This window comes from Streptomyces sp. HNM0574, assembly GCF_012726235.1.
Lineage (GTDB): Bacteria > Actinomycetota > Actinomycetes > Streptomycetales > Streptomycetaceae > Streptomyces.
This window is the reverse complement of record NZ_JAASAH010000015.1, coordinates 35,502-54,789: the sequence shown is the minus strand read 5'-3', so window position 1 is coordinate 54,789 and position 19,288 is coordinate 35,502. Positions and strand designations below refer to the sequence as shown.

Below are 19,288 nucleotides of genomic sequence, written 5' to 3'. Positions count from 1 at the left end.
GGTTCGGCGCCCCCGGGGGCCCGGCAACTCGTGCGTGACGGTCGCGGTACGGGGAGCGAGCCCGGGCGCCGGCGTCAGACGCCGCGGAGCAGGGCCGTGAGCGCGCTGTCGAGTTCCGGGTGGCCCTGGCCGTCGGGCGCGGCCGCGTAGCTGCGGGTCAGGAAGTGGCGGAGCGCGGCCGTGGGGAACTCCAGGACGGCGACGCCCTGCGGCGAGTGCAGCTCGATCACCGTCCGGCCCGGGGCGTCGGGCCGGATGTGCACGTCGCCCTCGCCGGAGGGCGCGTGCGTGCCCGCCTCCAGCAGCTCCCGCCCGAAGGTCCACACGACCTCGGTCCCGTCCAGCGACGCGTCCGCCGCGAAGCGCAGCTGCACGGCGAGCGGATCGCACGTCGTGAAGCGGAGCACCGTGGACAGCGTCCGGGGGCGCTCCGCGAGCAGCTGGGCCGAGACGGTGTGGTCGATGACTGCGGACATCGTGACTCCTTAAGCGGTCGGGACGCACAGTCCCTTCGCTGTGACAGACGTGCGGCGCGCCGGGAGAGTCACGCGGGGGCCGGGGTGAGGTACACCACAGACCGATCGGGCTGTGACCCCCCACACTCTCAAAGAGGACATTCGGTACGTACGGGTCTTGATCAGTGCTCACGGACAGGAGCTCCCCGATGACGGACCACGGAACGGATCACCGGACCGGCGGCGCGGGCGGCGTGGGGCTGCTGGTGCGGCTGCTGCGGCGGATGCCCGAGGAGCAGGTGAAGGCCCTGTGGCTCGCGGAGATCGAGGGCGCCTCCGCCGAGGAGATCAGCCGCAGACTCGGCACCGGACCCGACGTGACGGTCCTGCTGCTGCACCGCGCCCGCGAAGGCGTCCGCCAGGCGTACCTGCGGGAACAGCCCGGAGCCCCGCTCGGCCCCGCGTGCGCGCCGCACTGGGCCAGGCTGCCCGCGTACGCCAGGGGAGCCGCCTCCGTCCGCGCCACCCAGGCCCTCGACGCGCACCTCGCCGGCTGCGCGGACTGCCGGGAGCGCGCGCGGGCGCTGGCCCGCGCCGGGCGGCGCATCCCGGTCACCGCCGCGCTGCTGGAGCTGTCCTCGGCCGAAGACGGCGCCGGCCTGCGCCCGTTGGGCGGGCGCGGGACCGGCACCGGCGTGGTCCTCGGCCCGCTCCGCTTCGGCACCCGCGCGGCCCCGGCCCGACCGCCCGGCTGAGCCGCGCCGTCAACTCCCGTACCCGGTGCGGGGCTTCCGCGTGGCCGCCACCCCCGCGCTCGGGCGCTCCCCCGCGCGTAGCACCATGGATGGTGCACAGCAGACCGAAAACGGCGGGAGCGAAGGAAACGTGGTCGACGTCCAGGGCACGGTGGCGGACGGTTATGAGCCGGTCCGGGACGCCTTCATCCGGAACTTCGAGGAGCGCGGGGACACCGGCGCCTCGCTGACCGTCCACCGGGACGGCGAGCCGGTCGTCGACCTGTGGGGCGGCACCACGGGCGCCGGCTCCGCCTGGGACGCCGGCACCGCCGCCATAGTCCGCTCCGCCACCAAGGGCCCGGCCGCCGCCGTGCTGCACATCCTGCACCAGCGCGGACGCCTCGACCTGGACGCGCCGGTCGGCACCTACTGGCCCGAGTTCAAGGCCAACGGCAAGGACCGCGTCCTCGTCCGCCACCTGCTCTCGCACCGCGCCGGACTGCCCGTGCTGGACGTGCCGCTCACCCCGGCCGAGGCCGTCGACGGCGTCAGCGGGCCCGCCGCGCTCGCCGCCCAGGGCCTCGCCTGGGAGCCCGGCACCACGCACGGCTACCACGCGCAGACCTACGGCTGGCTGCTGGCCGAGGTCGTCCGCCGGGCCACCGGCCGCACCATCGGCCGCTGGTTCGACGAGGAGGTCGCCCGCCCCTACGGGCTCGACCTGTGGATGGGCCTGCCGCCCGAGGTCGAGGGCGCCGGACGCGTCGCCCCCGTCCACGACGTGCCCACCCCCGAGACGCCCGCCGGGCCCGGTCTGCGGGTGCGGCCCAAGCCGTCCGTGACGGCGGCCTGGAGCGACCCGGACTCGCTGACCCGGCGCGCCTTCGCCGTCATCACCCCGCATCCGGACGAGAACGATCCGGCCTACCGCGCGGCCGAGTTGCCCTCCTCCGCCGGGGTCGCCACCGCGCGCGGGCTGTCCCGCTTCTACGCCTCGCTGATCGGCCCGCTGCCCGGGGCGCCGCGGCTGTTCACCCCGGCGACGCTCACCCAGGCCCGCTCCGAGGAGTCCGCCGGACCCGACCGGGTCCTGGTCGTCGGCACCCGCTTCGGGCTCGGCTTCATGCTGCACGGGCCCTCGGCGCCGATGCTCGGCCCCGGCTCCTTCGGCCACCCCGGACGCGGCGGCTCCCTCGGCTTCGCCGACCCCGAGTCCCGGATCGCCTTCGGCTACGTGACGGGCGGGCTCCAGCAGTCCGTCACCTCCGACCCGCGCGCCGAGGCCCTCGTCCGCGCCCTGGCCACCTGCCTCTGACGCGCCCTCCGGCTCAGAGCGCCGGGGCGACGCGGCGGCCCGAACTCGCCGCCAGGGCACGGGCGTCCGGACCGTCGAGGCGGATGCCGAACAGCTCGTCGAGCGCCTCGGGCAGCTCCCGGGGCGGGATGTCGCGGGTCTCGCGGGTGCCGTCGCCCGGGCGGAAGACCGTCAGCGCGTTGCCGTCCAGGACGTGCAGCCGGTCGGGGAAGACCCGCTGCACGAAGGCGCGGGGGACGAACGGGGAGCGCGGGTGGGTGGCGATGAAGTGGTTGCCGACCTCGAAGTCCACCGGGTACTGCGGGGTGAGCGTGAAGTCGTGCCGGTCCAGCCAACTGCCGCTGTCCGCCTCCCAGGAGGAGAGCACCCAGCCCTCGGCGCCCGGGGTGACCTCCCGCTCGTGCCGCAGCCGGTAGTGCCAGTCCCCCTCCGACTCCTCGGCCCCGTCGGCCAGTTCGAGCGGGACGAGCGGACTCGCGCCGAACCCGACGTCGCACAGCCACACCCGGGAGGTGCCGTCCGCCTCCGGAGCGGTCTCCACGCGGAGCAGCGCGTGCGTCGTCGGCAGGATCTTGTCCATGCCCATGCGGACGCGTCCGGCCAGCGCCGTGACGCCGAAGCCGAGGCGTTCCAGCGCGGCGGCGAACAGCGAGATGTGCTCGTAGCAGTAGCCGCCGCGCGGGCTGCGCAGCAGCTTCCGCTCCAGCGACGGGAGATCGAGCGGCACCTCGCGGCCGAACAGCACCTCCAGGTTCTCGAACGGCAGCGAGAGGGTGTGGGCGCGGTGCAGGGCGCGCAGCGTCCGTGCCGTCGGGGCGCGTTCGCCCTCGAACCCGATCCGGTCCAGGTAGGCGTCCAGGCCGAACCCGTCGCCGCTCCATATGTGCTGCTCCATGTCCTCTCCAGCACCTCGCGCGCCCGCCGCATTCCCCTCCCAGCCTGCTCCCTCGCCCTGTTCCCGGCCCGGCGGACCGGCGCTACGCTCGGCCGATGCGGCGATACGACGGCGGGCGGTTCGAGGGGCACACGGCGTTCGTCACCGGCGCCGGGCGCGGCATCGGGGAGGCCGTCGCGCGGCGGCTCGCGCGCGAGGGCGCCCGGGTGTGGCTCACCGACCGGGACGGCGCCCGCGCCACGGCGGCCGCGGAACGGGTACGGGCCGACGGCGGCCGGGCCGAGGCGCTGACCCTCGACGTCGGCGACAGCCGGGCCGTCGACGCGGCCGTCACCGAGGCCGCCGAACGCTCCGGCGGCCTCGACGTCCTCGTCAACAACGCCTTCTCCGGCCACGGCGACGCCGAGCTGCTGGAGCACGAGACGGACGAGGACTGGCGGCGCGATGTGGACATCACCCTCGGCGGCGCCTTCCGCTGCGCCCGCGCGGCCATGCCGTACCTGGCGGCGGCGGGCGGGCGCGGGGCCGTCGTCGGCATCGGCTCCGTCAACGGCCTCCAGGACTTCGGCAACCACGCGTACAGCGCCGCCAAGGCGGGGCTCGGCTCGCTGACGCGGACGCTCGCCGGGCAGAACGCGGAGCGCGGCGTCCGGGTCAACCTCGTCGCGCCCGGCACCGTCCGCACGCCCAACTGGGCGGACCGGGAGGACGCCTTGGAGCGCGCGGCCGGGCAGTACCCGCTGGGCCGGGTGGGCCTGCCCGAGGACGTCGCGGCCGCCGTCGCCTTCCTGGCCTCCGCCGACGCGGCCTGGATCACGGGCGTCACACTGCCCGTCGACGGCGGCCTCACCTCAGGCAACCTCGGCCTCTTCCGCGCCCTGCACCCGGACCGGCCCCGCGCCACCGGCTGACGGGCAGCGCCCCGGCACAGCGGAAGGCCCCTCCGAGGAGGGGCCTTCCGTGGGTTTCCGTCCGGTCAGGCGGCGGCCGGGGCGGTCTCCAGCCGGCGGGGGCGCCGGATCAGGGCCGTCCCGGCGAGGACGACGCTGACGGCGGCGAAGCTCACCGCCAGCACGGCGGACGCGTCGGCCACCCTGCTCTGCGCCGAGGCGAACACGTCCAACGCGCCCACCCGCGACAGCAGATGGAGCGCGATCACGCCCACCGCGACGGCCGTGCCCAGCAGCCAGGCCGGCACCGTGTCCCGCGCCGCCAGCCAGAGCGCGGCCAGCAGGCACACGGCGGTGACGGCCAGCGAGAGCGCGGTGCCGAGCGAGGCCGTCGGCACCGGCCAGAGGCTCACCATCAGATGCGCCAGCCCGCTGACGGCCAGCGCGACGGCGGTGCAGAAGCGCAGCGCGAACCGGGGCGCCCCGCCCGGCTCGCGGCCGTGGGACTCCTTCTCCTCGGCGCGGGCCTCGTGGTCCCTGCGGCCGGCCCTGCCGCCGCGGCCCAGGGCGTCGAAGAAGCGGTCGTCGCTGAGCGCCGCCGGGGTGACGGCCGTCCGGCGGGCCGCGCCGGACGGGGCCTCCGGTTCCGCCTCCGTTCGCGGTTCCGTCTCCGGCTCCGGTTCGGCGGTGCGGTCGGCTGCGGGCTCCGGGGGGTGCGTGCCCCAGGTCAGCTCGGGGCCGGTGTCCTCGTCCTTCTCCTCGTCCGGTGCTTCGGGGCCGAAGCCGGCGCGGCTCTCCGGGATGTGGTGCTCGTCCGGGGAATCCTCGGGCTCGGGCGGGGACTTGGCGCTCTCCGGCCCGGGGCGTCCCGTCGGATGGCCGTTGACGCGCAGGGCGGCGGTGAGGTCGAAGGTGTCGTCCGCCTCCCGGTCCGGATCGGTGACGCCGGGGATGCCGCTCCCCGCCTCCTCCCCGTCCGCCGCCTTCCTCGCCTCGCTCAGCAGCACGGCGAGCTGCGCGACGTCCTCCACCGGCCTGCCGACGGCGACGGCGCGCAGCGCGGCCTCGCCGGAATCCGGGGTGTGCGGTGGCTCGTTGAGCAGCGAGATCAACTGCCGGATCTCGCCGACCGGACGCGCGAGCGCCGCCACCCGCAGCGCCTCGTCACCGGGGTTGGGGAACCCGTCGACGCGCTTCAGCAGCTCGACGAGGCAGGCGACCTCGTCGAGCGGCCGCTCGGTGGCCGCCGTCCACAGCAGCGTGCGGACGGACGCCGCGTCCGGCACGGCCTCCGCCTCCGCGACCGGGACGGGCTCTTCGGGCAGGTCGGCCACGAGCGGATCGGCCCCGCCGGTGGCGCGAATACGTGGTTCGGAGGACATACGGGAACTCCACGGAACTAGGGGCGAGCGCCATGGACGCATGGCACGCGGTCAAGCACGCTGCGTGACAGTCAACGATCGTCCGCGCCCCCGTGCCATCCCGGAAAGTCCGTCCGTGCGACGCGCCCCTGTGTGGGGGCGCGGGGAACGGCGCGAACGGCCACGGCGTACGGGGTGGTCCGGTGACGGCATTGCGCACCCCGCGCGGGGGTGACCGCGCTGCGCCTATGGTGCAGTTCTCCCAAGCGGGGCGGGCCCGCGATCAGGGGCGCGGGGAACTGCGCAAACCCCGAGCCACGACGCACCCGCACCCCGAGAAGGCGCCTACCCGAGAAGTGTCGCCCCCGGAGCCGGCCCCGTGGCCGGATACGCCGCGCGGCAGGTACCGGAGGCGACCAGCGCCTCGGCCACCGCCGTCGCACTCTCCGCGTCCCCCGTGAGGAACGCGCACGTCGGCCCGGACCCGGAGACGATCCCGGCCAGCGCCCCGGCCGCCGTCCCCGCGGCGAGCGTGTCGGCCAGCGCGGGCCGGAGCGAAACCGCCGCCGCCTGCAGGTCGTTGGTGAGCGCGGCGGCCAGCGCCCGCGCGTCCCCGGAGGCCAGCGCCTCGACGACGGCGGCCGAGGGCTCGGGCTCCGGGACGGCGGCGACGTCCGCACCCGTCCCCTCCTCCTCGCGCAGCCGGTCGCACTCGCGGTAGACGGCCGGGGTGGAGAGCCCGCCGTCGGCGACGGCGAACACCCAGTGGAACGCGCCACCCGTCACCAGCGGCGTCAGCAGCTCGCCGCGCCCCTGACCGAGCGCGGCCCCGCCGAGCAGGCTGAACGGCACGTCCGAGCCCAACTCGGCGCACATCTCCAGGAGTTCCTCGCGGGGCGTGCCGGTGCCCCAGAGCGCGTCGCAGGCCACGAGCGCGCCCGCCGCGTCGGCGCTGCCGCCCGCCATGCCGCCCGCGATGGGGATGTCCTTGGCGATGTGCAGGCGGACCCGCGGTTCGCCGAGCCCGTGCCGTTCGGCGAGCAGCCGTGCGGCCCGGGCCGCGAGGTTGGTGCCGTCCAGCGGGACGCGGCGGGCGAACGGCCCCGAGGCGCTGAGCGTCACCCCGTCCGTCTCCGAGGGGGAGGCGGTGACGGTGTCGTGCAGGCCGACGGCGAGGAAGATGTTGGCCAGCCCGTGGAAGCCGTCGGGGCGCAGACCGCCCACCGCCAGCTGGACGTTGACCTTCGCGGGCACGCGCACCCGTATCCCGCCGGAGGCGCCGTCCGCCTCGGTGCTGTTGACGTCGGTGGTGCTGCCGGTCACGCGGCGTTCTCCTCTGCGGGACTACGGGGACGGGGAGTTGTGGTGCTCAGGCGCGGGGCTTGTGCGCCGCGATGGCGGCGAACTGCTCGACGGTCAGCGCCTCGCCCCGGGCCTTCGGCGAAATGCCGGCGGCGGTCAGCGCCTCCTCGGCGAGCGCCGCCGAGCCGGCCCACCCGGCGAGCGCGGCCCGCAGCGTCTTCCGACGCTGTGCGAACGCGGCGTCGACGACGGCGAAGACCTCCTCGCGGCTCGCCTCCGTCCGCAGCGGCTCGGCCCGGCGCACCAGCGAGACCAGGCCGGAGTCGACGTTCGGCGCGGGCCAGAAGACGTTCCGCCCGATCGCCCCGGCCCGCTTCACCTCGCAGTACCAGGCGGCCTTGACCGAGGGCACCCCGTACACCTTCGAGCCGGGCGCCGCGGCGAGCCGGTCGGCGACCTCCGACTGCACCATGACGAGGGTGCGTTCGATGCTGGGGAAGGTGGCGAGCATGTGCAGCAGCACCGGAACGGCCACGTTGTAGGGAAGGTTGGCGACCAGTGCCGTCGGCCGCCGCTCGCCGAGGTCCTCGGGCGTGACGCGCAGGGCGTCCGCGTGCACCAGCGTGAAGTGCCTGGCGCGGTGCGGCAGTCGGGCCTCGACGGTGGCGGGGAGGCCGGCCGCCAGCTGGTCGTCGATCTCGATCGCCGTGACGTGCTCGGCCGTCTCCAGCAGGCCCAGCGTCAGCGAGCCCAGCCCCGGGCCGATCTCGACGACGGAGTCGTCGGCGCGGACGTCCGCGCCGCGGACGATGCGGCGGACGGTGTTCGCGTCGATGACGAAGTTCTGCCCCCGCTGCTTGGTGGGGCGGACGCCCAGTGCCTCGGCGAGCTCGCGGATGTCGGCGGCGCCGAGCAGGGCGTCCGTGCCGGGCTCGGCCGCGCCGGGCGCCTCCGGCGCTTCGGGGGAAGCGTCCAAGGCGCCCGGCGCACCGGTGGCGCCGGACTCGTCGGTGGCGCCGGAATCGTCGGGGGAGGGGGCGTTGCTCACCGCGTCAGTTTACGGCCGCAGACCGGCCACGGATTCGCCCCCCGTTCCGCGTAGAGCTGCTTGGCCCGGGCCGTCTGCTCGGCGGGCGGGGCGTCCTGCGGCCGTCCGGTGCCGCCGAGGCCGCGCCAGGTCCGCAGGTCGAACTGGTACAGCCCGCCGTAGGTGCCGGTCGGGTCCACCGCGTTCGGTCTGCCCCCGGACTCGCACTGCGCGAGCGCCCGCCAGTTGAGCCCGTCCGCCTTCGACGGGCCGCTGCCGGAGCCGGTCCTGGAGGGCTTCGGCTTGGCCGGCTTGTGCGGGGACGCCGAGGGCGAGGGGGTGGACGGGGGCTTCGGCCGGGGCCTGGTGCCGACCTCGACGATCTCGGCGCGTGGCCTGCGGACCGTCTCGGAACCGGTCCGGCGCGGCTCCTGCGCGACCCCGTCGACGGTCCGCAGCCGGTAGGTGACCCGGCGGAGGCCCGGCTTCCCCTTCCGGGCCACGACCTCGGTGCCGCGCGCCAGGTCCGGGTCCTCGCGGCGCACGTGCCGGAAGCCGATGCGTTCCTCGCGCACCTTCTCCTCGGTGGCGACCCGGGTGACGGTCACCGTCTGCCCGTCGCGGGGGAAGCTGTCGGGCCGGGCCGAGACGGTGTCCTCGGCGCCGAGGGAGATCCCGTGCTCGGCGAGCGCGCCGCGGACGGTGGCGGCGTTGGTGCGGACGGTGCGGGAGCGGCCGTCGGCGACGAGGGTGACGGTGCGCTCGGTCCGCACGTCCAGCGAGAGTCCCTCGCGGCCGATGGGCGCCGCGCGGGAGACGGACAGGTACGCGCCCTGGGCCCGGACGCCGAGCTGGCGCAGCGCCCCGTCGACGGTGCCGGCGGTCGTCCACACCTCGCGGCGCTGCCCGTCGAGGGTGAGGACGAGGGGGCGGCCGTGGCGTACGGCGATGTGGTCGCCGCCGTTCAGGCGGGCCTCGCGGCCGGGGGCGACGATGTCGCGGTGGCCGGTCTCGACGCCTTCCTCGGCGAGGAGTCCGTCCACGTCGTCGGCGAAGGTGTGCAGCGATCTCGGGGCGCCGTCGACGCTGAGCTCGACCTGCTTGTCGTGCAGCACGTAGGCCGTCGTCCCGCCCGCGAGGACGGCGAGGACGAGGGCGCGGGGGAGGAGGCGCCGCAGCGCGTCGGCCGCGGGGGCCTCGGGTTTTCGGAGGCTGCGGGGTCTGGCGGGCTCGCCGCCCGTGTCACGCCGGTCGCGGTCCAGCCGCCGCACGCGGAGACGGCGTCTGCCCGGCCGTTCGGCCCGGCGTTCGGGAGGGGTCTCCCGCGCCGGGCGCTCGTGCTGCCGGTTCCCTCGTGGGCTTCCCTGATGCTGAGTCACGACAACGCACTCCCAGGTCCGATGGGACAGCGCGCCGGACTGTAGCCGAGCGGTGGTAACTAAACAAAGTCAGATGATTACAGGGTGTGTTTCGTGTCGCGAGCCGGAGAGGGCCGTACGGGGCCCGTTCAGTAACCGAACGCGCGCGCGGTGTTGGCCGCGACGTGCTCGGACAGCGCCTCCTCCGGCATCCCCTTTACCTCGGCCATCGCCCGCAGGGTGACCGGAACGAGGTAGGGCGCGTTCGGCCGCCCGCGGTACGGCGCCGGGGTGAGGAAGGGCGCGTCCGTCTCGACGAGCACGAGCTCGGCGGGGGCCACCGCGAGGGCGTCCCGCAGCGGCTGTGCGTTCTTGAACGTGACGTTTCCGGCGAAGGACATGAAGTAGCCCTTGGCGGCGCACACTTCGGCCATCGCCGCGTCCCCCGAGTAGCAGTGGAAGACGGTGCGCTCCGGCGCCCCCTCCTCCGCCAGGACGCGGAGCACGTCCTCGTGCGCGTCCCGGTCGTGGATCACCAGGGCCTTGTCCAGCCGCTTGGCGATGGCGATGTGCTCACGGAAGGAGCGCTGCTGCTCCGCGATGCCCTCCTCGCCGGTGCGGAAGTAGTCCAGGCCCGTCTCGCCGACGGCCAGGACCTGCGGCAGGGCCGCCAGCTTCTCGATCTCGGCCAGCTGCGCGTCCAGGTCGGGAGCCCGGGGCGCCTCGTTGGGGTGCAGGGCGACGGCCGCGTGCACCGAGGCGTGCTCCGCCGCCGTCCGCGCGGCCCAGCGGGAACGCTCCAGATCGCAGCCGACCTGCACGACCGTCGTCACACCGACCGAGGCGGCCGCCTCCAGGGCCTCCGGCACGGAGGTGTCCTGCATGTCGAGGTGGGTGTGCGAGTCGGCGACCGGCACCCGCAGCGGTTCGGGCAGCGGGGGAGCGGGCTTGGGGGCGTCGGAGCGGGACATGCCGCGATCCTAGAGGGCACGACGACGGCCGCGAGCGCCCCCCTCGGGGCACTCGCGGCCGTCGCCGGGGGTGTGTCACCCGGTGCGTTCGGCCGCGATCGCGGCGGAGGCCCGGCCGGCCCGCATGATCCTCAGTACCCGCCCGTCGCAGAACATGCACCGGGGATGCTTCAGCGGGGAACGGACGCGCTCTCCGTCCGCGTAGTACACGTACAGCGGGCTTCCGTCCGGGTATTCGAGATGCTCTATCTCGTATTCCTGCTCCCAGGCGTGCCCGCATTTCATGCAGGCGAAGGAGTAGGCCTCGCGAACGGTGCCCCCCAGGGCGCTGACCTCGTCGAAGGTGGTCCTCGTGCTGGTCCTGACGTGGTGCATGGCAGCTCCTCTCATCCGAGCCTGAGGCCCACTTTCAGTGGACTCCTTTTCGGCGGAGAATGCACCAGGTCGCGCCAAGTATTGGCGGAGTTTTGGCTCTGTGTGGTGCGGGAGCGACTCTCTGAGGTTTTTGGGCGCCCGTTCTTTGCCGTACCGGGAAACTGCTTTACCGGGGTTTACCCGCCTTTACCGGAGCGCGGGGAAAACCCGGCTCAGCCCTTCTTCGACGCCACCACCGCGTCGAAGACCTCCCGCTTCGGGACGCCGGCGTCCTTGGCGACCTCCGCGATGGCCTCCTTGCGCCGCTCGCCCGCCTCCTCGCGGACGGCCACCCGGCGGGCCAGCTCCGTCGCGTCCAGCTCACCGGGGTCGGGCTCGGGGGCGCCCTCGACGACGACGGTGATCTCGCCGCGCACGCCCTCGGCCGCCCACGCCGCCAGCTCGCCGAGCGGGCCGCGCTTGACCTCCTCGTACGTCTTCGTCAGCTCGCGGCAGACGGCGGCCCGGCGCTCCGCGCCGAAGACCTCGGCCATCGCCTCCAGCGTCGCGTCGAGCCGGTGCGGCGCCTCGAAGTAGACGAGCGTGCGCCGCTCGGCGGCGACCTCGCCGAGCCGGGAGAGGCGCTCCCCGCGCTTGCGCGGCAGGAAGCCCTCGAAGCAGAAGCGGTCGACCGGCAGCCCGGACAGCGCCAGCGCCGTCAGCACGGCGGAGGGCCCCGGCACGGCCGTGATCGGGACGTCCCGCTCCACGGCCGCCGCGACCAGCCGGTACCCCGGGTCGGAGACCGAGGGCATGCCCGCGTCGGTCACCAGCAGCAGCCGCGCGCCGGAGGCCAGCGCCTCCGCCAGCTCGGGGGTGCGGGCCGCCTCGTTGCCCTCGAAGTACGACACGATCCGGCCCGCGGGGCGCACCCCGAGCGCCTGCGTCAGCCGCTTCAGCCGCCGGGTGTCCTCGGCGGCCACGATGTCCGCCGTCTCCAGCTCCTTCGCGAGCCGCGGCGGCGCGTCCTCGACATCCCCGATGGGCGTTCCGGCAAGTACGAGCATCCCTGTCACGCGCCCCATCCTCCCAGCCGCCGGCACCCCGTCCGCACGGGGCGAGCGTCAACGGCGTGCGGGGCGGCCCCGGGTGGGGCGGATGTCAAGATGGGCCGGTGACGAGCAGTGGGACCGAGGCAGCCAGGCGGACGGGGCCGCACGACGGGCCGGGCGGGGCGAGCGCGGCGGACGTACCGGACGAACCGCCGTCCTGGCGCGCCCGGTTGCGCCGCTTCGGCTACCAGGAGCGGCCGCGTACGGGTACGGCGCAGCGGCTGCTGCCGTCCTTCCCGAAGCCCGACCCGCGGATCGGTGTGCTGTTCGGCTTCTCGCCCGAGGCGGGCGCGCGGCTGGCGCGCTGGGCGGCCTGGGGCGGCCCGCTGCTGGTGGCGCTCGTCGCGGGCCTGCTGCGGTTCTGGCAGCTGGGCTCCCCGCACGCGGTGATATTCGACGAGACGTACTACGCGAAGGACGCCTGGTCCCTCATGCAGTACGGCTACGAGGGCACCTGGCCGGACAAGGCGAACGAGCAGATCCTCGGCGACCCGCAGACGATCCCGCTCTCGCCGGAGGGCTCGTACGTCGTCCACCCGCCCGTCGGGAAGTGGATCATCGGCCTGGGGGAGGGCCTGTTCGGGCTGAACCCGTTCGGCTGGCGCTTCATGATGGCCGTGCTCGGCACCCTCTCGGTGCTGATGCTCTGCCGCATCGGACGGCGGTTGTTCCGCTCGACGTTCCTCGGCTGCCTCGCCGGCGGCCTGATGGCCGTCGACGGGCTGCACTTCGTGATGAGCCGCACCGCGCTGCTCGACCTCGTCGTCATGTTCTGGGTGCTGGCCGCCTTCGGCTGCCTCCTCGTCGACCGGGACCGGGTACGCGGCAGACTCCTGCGCGCCCTGCCCGAGGACCCGGGCCGCAGCGGGCCCGGCGGCCGCGAGGTACGGCCGGACGCGGAGACCGGCGACCGGCTCCGGTTCGGCCTGCGCCCCTGGCGGCTGGCGGCCGGGCTCTGTCTCGGGCTGGCCTGCGCCACCAAGTGGAACGGGCTGTACGTGCTGGCCGCGTTCGGCATCCTGCTCGTGCTGTGGGACATGGGTGCGCGGCGCACCGCCGGTGCCTCCCGGCCCGCGCTCGCGATGCTGCGGCGGGACGCGCTGCCCGGGTTCGTCTCGCTGGTCGTGGTGTCCGTCGTCACCTATGTCGCCTCGTGGGCGGGCTGGTTCGCCACCTCGGGCGGCTACTTCCGGGACTGGGCCGAGAAGCAGGGCGCCGCGGGCCCCTGGGGCTGGCTGCCCGGACCGCTGCGCAGCCTGTGGCACTACGAGTCGCAGGTCTACGACTTCCACGTCGGGCTCACCTCGGGACACACCTACGACTCCAACCCCTGGAGCTGGCTCGTCCTCGGCAGGCCCGTCTCGTACTTCTACGACTCCCCGAAGGCGGGCCAGGACGGGTGCACCGACCGGGCCGAGGGCTGTGCCCGTGAAGTCCTCGCGCTGGGCACGCCGTTGCTGTGGTGGGCGGCCTGCTTCGCGGTGCTGTACGTGCTCTACCGGTGGATCGCGCGCCGCGACTGGCGCGCGGGCGCGATCCTCTGCGGGATCGCCGCCGGGTACCTGCCCTGGTTCCTCTACCAGGAGCGGACGATCTTCTACTTCTACGCCGTGATCTTCCTGCCGTTCCTGTGCCTGGCGCTGGCGATGCTGATCGGTGCGCTCGCCGGTCCGCCGGGGGTCGGTGACCGGAGGCGGACGGTGGGGATCGTCGGCAGCGGCGTCCTGGTGCTGCTCATCATCTGGAACTTCGTGTTCTTCTGGCCGATTTACACCGGAATCACCCTGCCGCTGGACGACTGGCGACAACGGATGTGGCTCGACACCTGGATCTGAGGCGGGTCTTGGGCATCCGTGCCGACCTGGGGCGATCCACTCCTCGCGCCGGTGCGTGCGCGCAGGTACACCATCCCGCCGCAACTCGTCCCGACAAGGGGGGAACCGAACAGTCCGGTTGACGCGTCTGCCACTGTGGTTCCAGTCCGGGCCCGAAACCCCCGGATCCGGTGAATCCTCGAATCCACATCCCCGCGATAAGCCGCTGAACGGGCATACCGGGGCACGTTCCGTCACGTTCGTGCCCTAGGGTGCCTCGAACAGTCCTTGGTCGCGTGGCTGAGGCGGGGTGGAGGGGCAGTTTTTCGATGCGTGACAGTCAGAAGATGGCGGTGATCGGCGGCGTCGCCGCGGCGGTCGTCGGTGCCACCGGTTTCGGTGTGTACGCCCTCACCGGAAGTGAGGACGGCGGCGCGGGCGGTGGCGACAGCGTCACCACCGCGGGCGAGGGCGTGCAGCAGGACTCCGTGGAGACCGGTCCGCCCAGCAAGAAGGAAGTCGCCGCCACGGCGAAGGACTTCCTCGCCGCGTGGGAGTCGGGCAGTCCCGCCAAGGCGGCGAAGCTGACCGACGACCCCACCGAGGCAGCCAAGGCGCTGAAGGACTTCCGTACCGAGGGCCGCGTCGTCAAGGTCGCGCTCTCGCCGTCCAGCGCCTCGGGCGCCAAGGTGCCGTTCGACACCACGGCGCAGATCTCCTACGGCGAGTCCCACCAGTCCTGGTCCTACACCTCCTCCCTGGAGGTCGTCCGGGACAAGAAGACCGGCGAGGCCGTCGTCGACTGGCAGCCCTCGGTGCTCTACCCGAAGCTCCAGGACGGCCAGTCGGTCAAGACCGGTGAAGCGGGCACCCCGCCCATCAAGGCCGTCGACCGCAACGGCTCCCCGATCACCAAGGAAGAACACCCCGACCTCGGCAGCGTCCTCGACGACCTGCGCAAGCGGTACGGCGACAAGACCGACGGCACCCCGGGGGTCGAGACCCGCATCGTCGACGCCAAGGGCGAGGACACCGGCACCACCCTGAAGGTCCTCTCCAAGGGCACGCCGGGCACGCTCAAGACGACGCTCGACAAGAAGATGCAGACCACCGCCGAAGCCGCGGTCAAGGCCAAGAAGAAGGGGTCGGTCGTCGCGGTCAAGCCCAGCACGGGCGAGATCCTGGCCGTCGCCAACGCCCCGGCCAAGTCCTTCAACACGGCGCTGCGCGGCAGCTACGCGCCCGGCTCCACGATGAAGGTCGTCACCAGCGCGATGCTGCTCGACAAGGGCCTCGCCTCGCCGGGCAAGCCGCACCCGTGCCCCAAGTACGAGACGTACGGCGGCTGGAAGTTCCAGAACCTCGACAAGTTCGAGATCAAGAACGGCACTTTCGCGCAGAGCTTCGCCCGTTCCTGCAACACCGCGTTCATCAGCCAGGCCAAGAAGCTGAAGGACGACGACCTCACCAAGGAGGCCCGTGAGGTCTTCGGCATCGGCCTCGACTGGCAGGTCGGCACCGGAACCTTCGACGGCAGCATCCCGGTCCAGTCCGACGCGCAGATGGCCTCCTCGCTGATCGGCCAGGGCGGCGTCCGGATGAACCCGCTGACGATGGCCTCCGTCTCGGCGACGGTCCAGTCCGGTTCGTTCAAGCAGCCCGTGATCGTCTCCCCGGAGATCGACGGCCGCGAGCTCGCCAAGGCGCCGCGCGACATGAAGCCGAAGGTCGCCAGTGACCTGAAGTCCCTGATGAAGCTCACCGCCACCAGCGGCACCGCCGCCGAGGCGATGGCCGGACTCAGCGGCGACATCGGCGGCAAGACCGGCTCGGCCGAGGTCGACAACCAGAAGAAGCCGAACGCCTGGTTCACCGCCTACCGCGACGACGTGGCCGCGGCCGCCGTCGTCCCGGCGGCCGGACACGGCGGCACCAACGCCGGCCCGATCGTCCGCAAGGTCCTGGAGGCGGGCGCGAGCTGACGGCCCCGGCCCGCTCCGGGCCACCCACCCACACCACGCGCACGACGGCCCCCGGCACACCGCCGGGGGCCGTCGTCGTTCCCTCCCGGCGCCCCGTTCCGGGCCGGTGTCCGCGGCGTGGAATCCCGTCGCGTGCCCGGCGGGGCGCTGGATAGCGTCGGATGCATGACACAGCCATCCCCCGCACACCCCCGGTTCGCCGCCGCGCTCGCCGAGCGCGGGCTCGCCGGCGTCGAGGTCCGCACCTTCCCCGAGGCCACCCGCACCGCGGTCCAGGCGGCCGAGGCCGTCGGCTGCGAACTCGGCCAGATCGCCAAGTCGTTGATCTTCGAGGCCGACGGTGAACCCGTCCTCGTCCTGATGGACGGCGCCTCCCGCGTCGACCGCGAACGGGTACGGGCCGAGCTCGGCGCGGGCCGCGTCCGGCGGGCCGACGCCGAACTCGTGCGGGAGGCCACCGGGTTCGCGATCGGCGGGGTGCCGCCCTTCGGGCACGCGCGCCCGATGCGGGTGCTCGCCGACCGCGGGCTGCTCGCGCACACCACCGTGTGGGCGGCCGCCGGCACCCCGCACACCGTCTTCCCCCTCGGCCCCGAGGAACTCGTCCGGCACGCGGGCGCCGGCCTTGCCGACGTCCGCGAACGGCCCGCCGGGGCCAGCGACTTGAGCGACGGACAGCCCGGCGTCGCGGCCGCCGGGACGGTGCGGTGACCCCGCTGGTCGTCGCCGCGGTCGTGACGGCCGCGGTCGTGCACGCCTCGTGGAACGCGCTCGCGCACGGCATCAAGGACCAGGTGCTCGCGTTCACCCTGGTCGGCGCGGGCGGCACCCTCTGCGGCGCCGTCCTCGCCTGCTTCGCGCCGCTCCCCGCGGCCGCCGCCTGGCCGCCGCTGCTCGTCTCCGCCGCGCTGCACGTCGTCTACCAGCTGCTGCTGATGCGCTCGTTCGGGCTCGGCGACTTCGGCCAGGTGTATCCCATCGCGCGGGGCACCGCCCCGCTGGTGGTGACGGTCCTCGCCGCGGTCTTCGTGCACGAGACGCCGGACGCCTGGCAGCTGGCCGGCGTCGCGGTGGCCTCCGCCGGGCTCGTCGGCGTCGCCCTGTGGGGCATCCGCGGCGCCGGCCGCCGCCCGCACTGGGGCGCGCTGGCCGCCGCCGTCGCCACCGGGCTCGCCATCGCCGCGTACACCACGGTGGACGGGATCGGCGTCCGCGCCGCCGGGTCGCCGCTCGGGTACATCGCCTGGCTGATGCTGCTGGAGGGGCTCGCCATACCGGCGTACGCGCTGATCACGCGCCGTGGCCGGATCGTCGCGCAACTGCGGCCCGTGGCACTGCGCGGACTGCTCGGCGGCGCGCTGTCCGTCCTCGCCTACGGGCTGGTGCTGTGGGCGCAGACCAAGGCGCCGCTGGCGCCGGTCGCGGCGCTGCGCGAGTCCTCGATCATCGCCGGGGCCGCGATCGGGGCGCTGTTCTTCAAGGAGCGCTTCGGCGCCCCGCGGATAGCCGCCTCCGTGCTCATGGTCGGCGGTATCGCGCTCATGCTGCACGGCGGCTGAGCGCTGTCCCGCCCGGGGGCTCCCCTCCTCCGGTCTCCCGGGGGAGGGGAGCCCCCGGCGAGTGACTACCCTGGAGGGCTGACCGGTCCGCGTACAGGAGTGAGATGGCTGTCAACCTCGTCAATCTGGAAGCCGTGGGCAAGGTCTACGGCACCCGAGCCCTGCTCGACGGGATCTCCCTCGGGGTGAGCGAGGGAGACCGGATCGGTGTCGTCGGACGGAACGGGGACGGCAAGACCACCCTGATCCGCATCCTGGCCAAGCTGGAGGAGGCCGACAGCGGCCGGGTCACGCACAACGGCGGCCTGCGCCTCGGCGTCCTCACCCAGCACGACTCCCTCGACCCGGCCGCGACCGTCCGGCACGAGGTCGTCGGCGACATGGCCGACCACGAGTGGGCCGGCGACGCCAAGATCCGCGACGTGCTGACCGGCCTGTTCGGCGGGCTCGACCTGCCCGGCTTCAGCCACGGCCTGGACACCGTCATCGGCCCGCTCTCCGGCGGCGAGCGGCGCCGGATCGCGCTGGCCAAGCTGCTGATCTCCGAGCAGGACCTGATCGTCCTCGACGAGCCCACCAACCACCTCGACGTCGAGGGCATCGCCTGGCTCGCCCGCCACCTGCGCGCCCGCCGCTCCGCGCTGGTCTGCGTCACCCACGACCGCTGGTTCCTGGACCAGGTCTGCACCCGCATGTGGGACGTGCAGCGCGGCGCCGTGCACGAGTACGAGGGCGGCTACTCCGACTACGTCTTCGCCCGCAACGAGCGGGAGCGGATCGCCGCGCAGGAGGAGACCAAGCGGCAGAACCTGATGCGCAAGGAGCTGGCCTGGCTCCGCCGCGGCGCCCCGGCCCGCACCAGCAAGCCGCGCTTCCGGATCGAGGCGGCGAACGCGCTGATCGCGAACGAGCCGCCGCCCCGGGACACCGCCGAACTGATGCGCTTCGCCAACTCCCGCCTCGGCAAAACCGTGTTCGAGCTGGAGGACGTCTCCGTGCAGGCCGGGCCGAAGGTGCTGCTCAAGCACCTGACCTGGCAGCTCGGGCCGGGCGAGCGGGTCGGCCTGGTCGGGGTCAACGGCGCGGGCAAGACCTCGCTGCTGCGGGCCCTCGCCGACACCGCGGCCACCGGCGGGGAGCGTCCCTCGGAGCTGGTGTCGGGCGGCCGGATCAAGGTCGGCAAGACGGTCAAGCTGGCGTACCTCTCGCAGGAGGTGGCCGAACTCGACCCGACGCTGCGGGTGCTGGAGGCCGTCGAGGGCGTCCGCTCGCGCGTCGACCTCGGCAAGGGCAAGGAGATGACGGCCTCGCAGCTGTGCGAGCGCTTCGGCTTCGTCAAGGAGAAGCAGTGGACGCCGGTCGGCGACCTCTCCGGCGGTGAGCGGCGCAGGCTCCAGGTGCTGCGGCTGCTGATGGACGAGCCGAACGTCCTCTTCCTCGACGAGCCCACCAACGACCTCGACATCGAGACCCTGACCCAGCTGGAGGACCTGCTCGACGGCTGGCCCGGGTCGCTCGTGGTGATCTCCCACGACCGGTTCTTCGTCGAGCGGACGACGGACAACGTGCTGGCCCTGATGGGCGACGGCACCCTGCGGATGCTGCCGCGCGGCATCGACGAGTACCTGGAGCGCCGCGAGAAGCAGCAGGCGGCGGTGGCCGCTCCGGCGGCGCCCGGCGCGGGGTCCGCGGGCGCGGCGCCCTCCGGTGCGGCGGACGCGGGGAAGGCGGGCCGGTCCGCCGGTCTCTCGCGGGCCGCGCAGAAGGAGATGTCCCGCATCGAGCGGCAGTTGGACAAGGTGGGGGAGAAGGAGTCCGGGCTGCACGCGCGGATGGCGGAGAACGCCACGGACTTCGCCCTCGTCGCCGAGCTCGACGCCGAACTGCGCGAACTCGCCGGTCAGCGCGAGGAGTTGGAGATGCGCTGGCTGGAACTCGCCGATGACGAATAGGGCGTAGCGGGTCTTCCGGGGCGGCCCCCGGGGTCCGTGCTCAGGTCCGCGTGCCGCCACGACTCCGTTCCGGAGGCGTGGCGCCGGGGTCCGGGGTGCGGAACCGGGGGCGATGCGCGGGATGTCCGGTGGTAGAAAGAACTACCGTTCACCAGCCATCCATGGGCGGGTTGGATGTCCGATTCGCTCCGCCCTACGGGGGTT

At 74.0% G+C, this 19,288-nt stretch carries 17 protein-coding genes; 8 read left to right on the top strand and 9 right to left on the bottom strand.

Features of this window, described 5'->3' with window-relative positions; translation table 11 throughout:
* Positions 1-74 precede the first annotated feature (74 nt).
* Positions 75-476, bottom strand: coding sequence for an SsgA family sporulation/cell division regulator (locus HCC30_RS22560; RefSeq protein WP_169444535.1), 402 nt, complete (start codon positions 474-476; stop codon positions 75-77).
* 188 nt (positions 477-664) lie between these two features.
* On the opposite strand from HCC30_RS22560, the gene HCC30_RS22555 reads away from it, so the two are divergent.
* Together HCC30_RS22555 and HCC30_RS22550 are read left to right on the top strand one after the other, a co-directional pair.
* Complete coding sequence (locus HCC30_RS22555) at positions 665-1,210, top strand: zf-HC2 domain-containing protein (protein ID WP_169444533.1); 546 nt, start codon at positions 665-667, stop codon at positions 1,208-1,210.
* 85 nt (positions 1,211-1,295) lie between these two features.
* Positions 1,296-2,507, top strand: coding sequence for a serine hydrolase domain-containing protein (locus HCC30_RS22550; RefSeq protein WP_169444532.1), 1,212 nt, complete (start codon positions 1,296-1,298; stop codon positions 2,505-2,507).
* Between the two features lie 13 nt (positions 2,508-2,520).
* Here the strand turns inward: HCC30_RS22550 and HCC30_RS22545 are convergent, their stop codons facing one another.
* Positions 2,521-3,402, bottom strand: a complete 882-nt coding sequence (locus tag HCC30_RS22545; RefSeq protein WP_169444530.1) for an arylamine N-acetyltransferase — start codon at positions 3,400-3,402, stop codon at positions 2,521-2,523.
* 95 nt (positions 3,403-3,497) lie between these two features.
* Between HCC30_RS22545 and HCC30_RS22540 the strand changes: the two genes are divergently transcribed.
* The gene (locus tag HCC30_RS22540; protein WP_169444528.1) at positions 3,498-4,313 is read left to right on the top strand and encodes an SDR family NAD(P)-dependent oxidoreductase; all 816 of its coding nucleotides are present in this window, start codon (positions 3,498-3,500) and stop codon (positions 4,311-4,313) included.
* Positions 4,314-4,378: 65 nt separating this feature from the next.
* Here HCC30_RS22540 and HCC30_RS22535 read toward each other — a convergent pair whose 3' ends face one another.
* From HCC30_RS22535 to rsmI, 7 genes are all read right to left on the bottom strand, one after another.
* On the bottom strand, positions 4,379-5,674 hold the full coding sequence (locus HCC30_RS22535) for a hypothetical protein (RefSeq protein ID WP_169444526.1): 1,296 nt from the start codon (positions 5,672-5,674) through the stop codon (positions 4,379-4,381).
* A gap of 324 nt (positions 5,675-5,998) precedes the next feature.
* Positions 5,999-6,919, bottom strand: coding sequence for a 4-(cytidine 5'-diphospho)-2-C-methyl-D-erythritol kinase (locus HCC30_RS22530; protein WP_346776766.1), 921 nt, complete (start codon positions 6,917-6,919; stop codon positions 5,999-6,001).
* 103 nt (positions 6,920-7,022) lie between these two features.
* The gene (gene rsmA, locus HCC30_RS22525) at positions 7,023-7,931 is read right to left on the bottom strand and encodes a 16S rRNA (adenine(1518)-N(6)/adenine(1519)-N(6))-dimethyltransferase RsmA (protein WP_206324204.1); all 909 of its coding nucleotides are present in this window, start codon (positions 7,929-7,931) and stop codon (positions 7,023-7,025) included.
* Positions 7,932-7,999: 68 nt separating this feature from the next.
* Positions 8,000-9,361, bottom strand: a complete 1,362-nt coding sequence (locus HCC30_RS22520) for a ubiquitin-like domain-containing protein (RefSeq protein WP_346776759.1) — start codon at positions 9,359-9,361, stop codon at positions 8,000-8,002.
* Between the two features lie 128 nt (positions 9,362-9,489).
* Positions 9,490-10,311 (bottom strand): TatD family hydrolase, encoded by an 822-nt coding sequence (locus HCC30_RS22515; RefSeq protein ID WP_169444521.1) that lies wholly within the window; start codon positions 10,309-10,311, stop codon positions 9,490-9,492.
* Positions 10,312-10,386: 75 nt separating this feature from the next.
* Positions 10,387-10,686, bottom strand: coding sequence for a hypothetical protein (locus HCC30_RS22510; protein ID WP_169444519.1), 300 nt, complete (start codon positions 10,684-10,686; stop codon positions 10,387-10,389).
* Positions 10,687-10,898: 212 nt separating this feature from the next.
* Entirely contained in the window at positions 10,899-11,741 is an 843-nt protein-coding gene (gene rsmI / locus HCC30_RS22505; RefSeq protein ID WP_169444517.1) for a 16S rRNA (cytidine(1402)-2'-O)-methyltransferase, read from the bottom strand.
* A gap of 98 nt (positions 11,742-11,839) precedes the next feature.
* Between rsmI and HCC30_RS22500 the strand changes: the two genes are divergently transcribed.
* The 5 genes from HCC30_RS22500 (at position 11,840) to HCC30_RS22480 (ending at position 19,084) form a co-directional block, all read left to right on the top strand.
* Positions 11,840-13,612 (top strand): phospholipid carrier-dependent glycosyltransferase, encoded by a 1,773-nt coding sequence (locus tag HCC30_RS22500; RefSeq protein ID WP_169444516.1) that lies wholly within the window; start codon positions 11,840-11,842, stop codon positions 13,610-13,612.
* Positions 13,613-13,920: 308 nt separating this feature from the next.
* Entirely contained in the window at positions 13,921-15,573 is a 1,653-nt protein-coding gene (locus tag HCC30_RS22495) for a penicillin-binding transpeptidase domain-containing protein (protein ID WP_206324194.1), read from the top strand.
* A 165-nt stretch (positions 15,574-15,738) separates the two neighbouring features.
* Positions 15,739-16,284, top strand: a complete 546-nt coding sequence (locus HCC30_RS22490; protein ID WP_169444514.1) for a YbaK/EbsC family protein — start codon at positions 15,739-15,741, stop codon at positions 16,282-16,284.
* The gene (locus tag HCC30_RS22485; RefSeq protein WP_169444512.1) at positions 16,281-17,132 is read left to right on the top strand and encodes a DMT family transporter; all 852 of its coding nucleotides are present in this window, start codon (positions 16,281-16,283) and stop codon (positions 17,130-17,132) included. The genes HCC30_RS22490 and HCC30_RS22485 overlap by 4 nt, the downstream gene beginning before the upstream one ends.
* 104 nt (positions 17,133-17,236) lie before the next feature.
* Positions 17,237-19,084 (top strand): ABC-F family ATP-binding cassette domain-containing protein, encoded by a 1,848-nt coding sequence (locus HCC30_RS22480; protein ID WP_169444511.1) that lies wholly within the window; start codon positions 17,237-17,239, stop codon positions 19,082-19,084.
* The last annotated feature ends 204 nt before the right edge of the window (positions 19,085-19,288 follow it).

Bases quoted from the DNA above. Each gene is read 5' to 3' on its own strand.
- HCC30_RS22545 (WP_169444530.1), bottom strand. From the start codon at position 3,402: ATGGAGCAGCACATATGGAGCGGCGACGGGTTCGGCCTGGACGCCTAC.
- HCC30_RS22480 (WP_169444511.1), top strand. From the start codon at position 17,237: ATGGCTGTCAACCTCGTCAATCTGGAAGCCGTGGGCAAGGTCTACGGC.
- HCC30_RS22560 (WP_169444535.1), bottom strand. From the start codon at position 476: ATGTCCGCAGTCATCGACCACACCGTCTCGGCCCAGCTGCTCGCGGAG.
- HCC30_RS22555 (WP_169444533.1), top strand. From the start codon at position 665: ATGACGGACCACGGAACGGATCACCGGACCGGCGGCGCGGGCGGCGTG.
- HCC30_RS22515 (WP_169444521.1), bottom strand. From the start codon at position 10,311: ATGTCCCGCTCCGACGCCCCCAAGCCCGCTCCCCCGCTGCCCGAACCG.
- HCC30_RS22540 (WP_169444528.1), top strand. From the start codon at position 3,498: ATGCGGCGATACGACGGCGGGCGGTTCGAGGGGCACACGGCGTTCGTC.
- HCC30_RS22510 (WP_169444519.1), bottom strand. From the start codon at position 10,686: ATGCACCACGTCAGGACCAGCACGAGGACCACCTTCGACGAGGTCAGC.
- HCC30_RS22495 (WP_206324194.1), top strand. From the start codon at position 13,921: ATGCGTGACAGTCAGAAGATGGCGGTGATCGGCGGCGTCGCCGCGGCG.
- HCC30_RS22550 (WP_169444532.1), top strand. From the start codon at position 1,296: ATGGATGGTGCACAGCAGACCGAAAACGGCGGGAGCGAAGGAAACGTG.
- HCC30_RS22535 (WP_169444526.1), bottom strand. From the start codon at position 5,674: ATGTCCTCCGAACCACGTATTCGCGCCACCGGCGGGGCCGATCCGCTC.
- HCC30_RS22490 (WP_169444514.1), top strand. From the start codon at position 15,739: ATGACACAGCCATCCCCCGCACACCCCCGGTTCGCCGCCGCGCTCGCC.